Source organism: candidate division KSB1 bacterium (genome assembly GCA_022562085.1).
Classification (GTDB): domain Bacteria; phylum Zhuqueibacterota; class Zhuqueibacteria; order Oceanimicrobiales; family Oceanimicrobiaceae; genus Oceanimicrobium.
On record JADFPY010000293.1, the window covers coordinates 1 to 5,896 of the forward strand.

The following is a 5,896-nucleotide window of genomic DNA, read 5'->3' on the forward strand; positions in this document are numbered from 1 at the left end:
TCTATGAGTTGAGCCTAAGAGCCCTCGGCGAGGCATGTCCTGAGCTTGTCGAATGGACGCCATCGGGCTAGCGGCTTGGGGGTTTTCGGTCAATCACTAATTCATTAATTTCTTCATCCCCGCTTTAAGGCAAATAAAGAAACCGCGGCCCCCGGGCCCAGGACCTGTTCTTGGAAAACAAACGCAGCTGATGCTGGTTTCGTTTGAAAGAGTGTTTAGAAGATATGAGCCAGGGTAAGGATAGATAAATACGGCTCCCCCGCAATTTCCAAAGATGGTCGCCTAAGATGTCTTCGTGGTGCAACGTATTTATTAGTTACTGTATGACTACTGAAAGTTAGCTAAAATGCGGAAACATTTTTTGTGCCTATTTTAGGCGTGGAATAAAGCAAGCGCCGTGCCAGGTTTTTCGGATTTTCAAAAACCGGCTTGAGAGATTAAAAATAATGAACTTAGGAGAGTCTCATCTTGAAAGGGCCTGACGCGGAAATCAGTCTAACATGTCGATATTAAAAAAAATGGCTCAACATTTTACACGACATTGGTGTCGAATGGGGGAGTAAACCGGATGCCAATCCTGACCGGGTTTTGAACCCTGTCAGGATTTAAGCCCTGCTGCATCAAGCCTGAGCGGCAAACGGTCTGCAAAATTATCGAAGCAGATGTTGCAATTGGGTTGAGGATTTAAGAGTGGAGAGGTGAATGTACCTAACTTTTTCAGGATGGTAGCACGGAATGAACCAATTTTTTATATAATTTTACCCCGGCAATTTGTTCATTTTTGGAAATCCATTCGGCGTTTTCCCAGTCGTTGTCTTTTAAATCTTTATGCGCTTGCAGAATGGAACCGGGACCCACGAGAAAGGTTTTGCATTCTTTCCAGTCAAAATAGCTGATGTCGGTGTTAAAAGCAGCGCTGCCGGTCTCAAACCCCGGCAAAGTGGCAAGGTTGGCAAGGGGATCATTTTGCGCGGCATCCCAAGAAAGCTCAAAGTGCGATTTACTTCCTCGAAATTCGGGCAAGGTCTTTTCTATATTATTTAAGCAATGAATGGTTTTTTCTTTCACAACTGAACAGGGCTCAGCGCAGCGGAACAGCAAGCGGGTTTTGGCAAATGCCGGGATTTGATTGTCAATATCCCCTCCCTTGAGCATGGTTGCGTTCATGGTTGTCCCTTGCTCCGATTCGTTTTTTAACCAGGAGGATTTCCATAAAGCATCGAGAACAAGAAAAAGTTTTTCCACTGCAGAATCGAATTTTTCCGGATAGCCGGAGTGCCCTTCGACCCCATAAACGCACAGGTCCCCTTTGAGTCTACCCTTCTGGGATTTCATAAGTTTGTTTTGCGTAGGTTCCCCAACGATCAGCACCTGCGGTTCTAAAATGTCATCACACTTCGCGGCGTGCAAAGCTCCGTCGTGGTTTTTCTCTTCCCCGACAACCAGCAAAATGCCAAGCCCGGCAATTCCCTTTCCATGCAAATCTTCCAAAGCCTCCAATTGTGCAGCTAAGATGCCATGAGTATCGCAAGCGCCGCGGCCGTAAATTCGCTTCTCGTCTTCGTAGGGCCCATATTGCTCCGGTACAGTATCCAAATGAGTATTGAAAAGAATTCTTGAAGGTTCATCATGCCAACTTACAAGGATATTCATACGTTTATCAGCAACCTGAAAAGTTTGCACGGCCATGCCGCGATCCCTTAGTTCTTCTTTTACAAAACAGGCCATTTCACCTTCTCTGCCGCTGACCGAATCAATTGCAATCAGGTCTTTAGTGAATTTCTGCATCCGTGAAATATTCATTTTGATTAGTTAATGTAACTGAAGGGAGGGCGTCATTCGGAAAAAAGCGAAGTTTTTAAATCATTTCCCATAAAACTTAGGATGCAAAACGATACCGGATTTAGCCATCGCTGACCGGGATGACTTAATAAATGATTTAATAGTTTTAATGTCTACAAAATAGGCGGTTCCGTAATCTACCATGATCTGTCTTTTAACAGCAAGTTTGGGTAAATCTTGTGAACCTATAGATGAGCCCACCGGTAGTGTTTGATCCGGTGCGATATAATCTAAATTAGTTCGTGGGACACTTTTGATAACGCCCACAAAAGCCAGTTCAGTTTTATCCTTCGAAAAGGTAAAGACCGGGCCTCCAGAGTATCCGAATCTAACGACAGCATCAATAGCTATCGTGCGCGGGTAGGGTGATTTACTAACCCAGCCGCCGCTCATTTGCTTGATACCTTTTGGATAGCCAAAAAGAAAAACCCAGTCGCCCCAATCTAAGTCGAGATCATACCCGATTTGATTTCGGAATTCTCTGCCAAGCCTCTCTTTTGCTTCCACTTTAATAATGGCCAAATCGTTAGCATAACTATTGGCGATCAGTTCTGCCTCCGGGGAGACAACATTCCCGTCGCGTACTGTAATTCGTAAGGATTTCAAAACATAACGGGCGAATAAAACATCCGTTTTGGCGCCATCTTCATCCATATAATAGACGTCAACGGTATCCTCAGGAGAGACCAGATGACTGCTGGTCAGGATTGTGTAGTTGGAATTTAAACGATCGACATCCAGGAGCAAACCCCCGCCCACGAGTGTTTTTTTATCCGTTTTATATGTAATGCCGGCAGCGCCAGATGCGAGTTTGTATTTACGCCGGCTATTGGGCTGGGGTACCCATTCTCCGTTTCGAGTTAGATAATTAAACGTTTGCACCTCGTATACAATGTCAGTGTTCACACCAACAATAGACTTTTCGACTCTATTTATGCCGGATTTTATTTCATCCGAGAATAAGGAAAAACCGATCTGAGGTTGAGCTACCTGACGAGTACAAGCCAGTATTGAGCACAAAAATAGCGGTAAGAGAACTACTTTGGATTTCATTTTGAAATATTTGAGGAATGCTTCACTTTTATAATTTGTGGAATTAGCCTTTGACTAAAGGCCTGCAACTCTTTTTCACCTAATCGAGCTAACTCTTTCTGCCCCTCCTTAATGATTTTCACAAGATATTTAACGTCGATCTCCAAAAAAACAGGCTGAAAGGGCTCCAGTTTCCAGAGAGCGTTTCGAAAATGTTTTTCTACGCCATGGTAAATATTGCGACGCAGTTGATGTAACCCTGCTGCAACTTGAATCAGCCCCTGGAAAAAAAATCGGCTGTTTTCGGAATGCCGCTTCCAAATTTCTTCCCAGGCTTCATGTGATTCCCAAAACTTGCCGCTGTTAAATAGTACAATTCCGTCATTAAAATCTTCCCAATCCTGGTCACTCATTTGAGGCTCGGACAGGTTCGAGAAATCAGCTTCCTTAATTCTTCTTTCTATCGTGGCCATGTTTCAGCAAGCCCGTTAAATCACGAACCTCTCTAAGAGTTTCCGCTGCTATTTTTCTTGCCTCACCGGACATGTCGTACATCAGGTCTTCCACATTCTTTCCCGTGCCTAAAATTTCTTGGCGTTTTTCTGTTAATTTTGCTGCGAGTTCAACCAGGCAGTCAGCTACGGCCTGTTTTAAATGCACATATTTCAACTTTTTTGCAGTGAAGTCGTCCATCAAATTGTTATGTTCAGCCATTTTTCCGCAGGCTTTCAGGATCTCAAAGAGATTAGCAACCCCGGGACTCATTTCTCCCTTCGCCATGGCGTCGCCGCTATCCGTAACAGCCGCCTTCACCGCCGCGCGAATTTTTTCTTCATCTTCAAATAAAGCCACAAAGTGATTTGTCCCCAGGCTTTTGCTCATCTTTTTACTCGGATCGGCTAATGACATGATTTTCGGGGTCTCCGTAAAAAGCGTTTCAGGTAAAATAAAATATTCACCGTATTTATGGTTGAATCTTTGAGCAATATTGCGGCTCAATTCCAGATGTTGCCCCTGGTCTCTCCCAACGGGAACAAATTTAGGCCGATAAGCGAGAATATCAGCGGCCTGTAAAATTGGATACGTAAAGAGTCCTGCGGAAATAAATTCATTTGTCTCGCCGAGTTGCTGCGATTTATCTTTAAACTGGGTCATCCTGGTCAGTTCGCCATAAGAGGCAGTGCTGTTAAATATCCAGCAAAGCTCGGTATGTTCCGGGACCAGGGATTGCACGAAGAGAATTGATCTTTCAGGATCGATGCCACAGGCCATCAGGTCGATGAACATTCTTTTGGTGTTTTCTTGCAAAGCCGCAGGCTCATAGGGGATGGTTATGGCATGAAGATCGACAATGCCATAGATGCATTTATACTTGTCCTGGAGTTTAACCCAATTTTCGACCGCACCAAAATAGTTTCCAAAGTGCATATCGGCAGTGGGCTGAATACAGGATAAAACTCTCTCTAAATTAGCCGGCAAAATGGACACCTCATCTTTGACCTGACATCCTGTTTTTTAAAAACAAACCCCATCTTACTATTTAGTAAATTAATATGATGGGGTAAAATTTCAAAGGCTTTAAAATATTCCTATTCTTCCGCTTTCTTCTCCCGATCTCTTCGCCGCGGCCGAACCTCCGGTGCCTCCTGCAGGGGTTCCCGTCCCCACTGTTCTTCGACAATCTCTCGAAGTGTCCAATCAGGAGCGATTTGATAAGCGTTATCAAAAGAAAACATCTCAATAGTATCCCAAGGGCAGTATTTCGCACAGAGTGTACAACCGATGCAGAGCGGCAAGTCGACTTCCACTAACTTGTGCACATTTCGATTATCCGGGTCCGGACCCGGGACCACCTCGATGCAGTCAACAGGACAGAAGTCAATACAAACCATGCACCCGGTACACCCACCCTGATTAATTACAGCCAACTGTTTGGGTCGGCGCTCAACTCTTAACTTGGCAGCTTTTTCGTATTTTGGATCGAGAAAGGGCATTAGTTGTATCCTCCGTTTTGCGGGTTGTCTACGTTTGCTGCAATTTTTCTTTCAAGGCCTTGTATAGTTCTTGAGCCTCATCATATAACTTTTTTCTTTGCTCGAACAGTTTGAGCTCATTTTCGAAGCTTTCGTCCTCCCAGTAATCATCATCGACGCTTTCGGTATCTTTCTCGATTAAGGACAAGTGTTTATGTTTGAGGTCAAAATATTCATTTTTTACAAATTTGAAGTCGTTGATCAACTGAGTAGCTTCTCCCAGGTCACCGAGATTGTCTAATTTCTTATTAGGCATGATTCTAATATAGAAAACGCTAAAAACAAATGCAATTCAAACTTTGCAATTTAAGCTTTACTAAGCCCTTGAGTTTAGTAAGCTATTCTTATTTGACTAATCTTTAATAGTGTCGTATCATATTATGAAAACGGTTGAGAACAAATGAACGAACAAGTCATTATACATATTTTAAATGCGAGTAAAAAAGGCGACTCTACTGCTTTTAGAAAACTCGTTGAATACTTTCAATCTTATGTGTTCTCGTTGGCTATGCGCTTTTTGGGCAATGAAGAAGATGCCAAAGATGTGACTCAAGAGAGTTTTATTCGGGTTTGGAAACATTTGAAAAAATATGATTCAAAAAGTAAATTTACCACCTGGCTGTACAAAATCGTTAGCAATCTCTGTTTCGACCGTCTGAAGACCAATGCCAGGAGACAGAACATTTTCAGTCAAAATGATTTTTCAATGATGCACGAAAAAGCCGATGACTCGAATTTAGAACAAGACGCAGTTAATACTGAATTGATAGAAACGATAAAAAATCTGGCGCGGGAACTGACCCCCCAGCAACGAATGGTCTTTGTGCTCAACGAATTCCAGGAGTTAGACATTAAAGAAATCGCAAAGATTTTGAGCATATCGAATCGATAGCAGGTGCACTGAGTGGGGAACCATCAACTATTTGGAAATGGATAAAACTTACGGATCCTCTAGATAAATTCCAGCGTGATGAGTATCAAACTAATTA

The 5,896-nt window shown here is 43.1% G+C and carries 7 protein-coding genes; 1 reads left to right on the forward strand and 6 read right to left on the reverse strand.

The window, feature by feature from the left end:
• Positions 1-717: 717 nt before the first annotated feature.
• From IH879_18360 to IH879_18385, 6 genes are all read right to left on the reverse strand, one after another.
• The gene (locus IH879_18360) at positions 718-1,803 is read right to left on the reverse strand and encodes a M20/M25/M40 family metallo-hydrolase (GenBank protein ID MCH7676888.1); all 1,086 of its coding nucleotides are present in this window, start codon (positions 1,801-1,803) and stop codon (positions 718-720) included.
• Positions 1,804-1,863: 60 nt separating this feature from the next.
• The gene (locus tag IH879_18365) at positions 1,864-2,895 is read right to left on the reverse strand and encodes a trypsin-like peptidase domain-containing protein (protein ID MCH7676889.1); all 1,032 of its coding nucleotides are present in this window, start codon (positions 2,893-2,895) and stop codon (positions 1,864-1,866) included.
• Positions 2,892-3,287, reverse strand: coding sequence for a DUF309 domain-containing protein (locus tag IH879_18370; GenBank protein MCH7676890.1), 396 nt, complete (start codon positions 3,285-3,287; stop codon positions 2,892-2,894). Before IH879_18370 ends, IH879_18365 begins: the two co-directional genes overlap by 4 nt.
• Before the next feature lie 34 nt (positions 3,288-3,321).
• Positions 3,322-4,302 carry a tryptophan--tRNA ligase gene (gene trpS / locus IH879_18375; protein ID MCH7676891.1) on the reverse strand — a complete coding sequence of 327 codons (981 nt, stop codon included), beginning with the start codon at positions 4,300-4,302 and terminating at the stop codon, positions 3,322-3,324.
• A 161-nt stretch (positions 4,303-4,463) separates the two neighbouring features.
• A complete protein-coding gene (locus IH879_18380) occupies positions 4,464-4,868 on the reverse strand; it encodes a 4Fe-4S dicluster domain-containing protein (protein MCH7676892.1) in 405 nt (134 codons plus the stop codon).
• A 28-nt stretch (positions 4,869-4,896) separates the two neighbouring features.
• The gene (locus IH879_18385; protein MCH7676893.1) at positions 4,897-5,163 is read right to left on the reverse strand and encodes a hypothetical protein; all 267 of its coding nucleotides are present in this window, start codon (positions 5,161-5,163) and stop codon (positions 4,897-4,899) included.
• Between the two features lie 144 nt (positions 5,164-5,307).
• On the opposite strand from IH879_18385, the gene IH879_18390 reads away from it, so the two are divergent.
• Positions 5,308-5,799: an RNA polymerase sigma factor gene (locus IH879_18390; protein MCH7676894.1), complete on the forward strand. Its 492-nt coding sequence runs from the start codon at positions 5,308-5,310 to the stop codon at positions 5,797-5,799.
• Positions 5,800-5,896 lie beyond the last annotated feature (97 nt).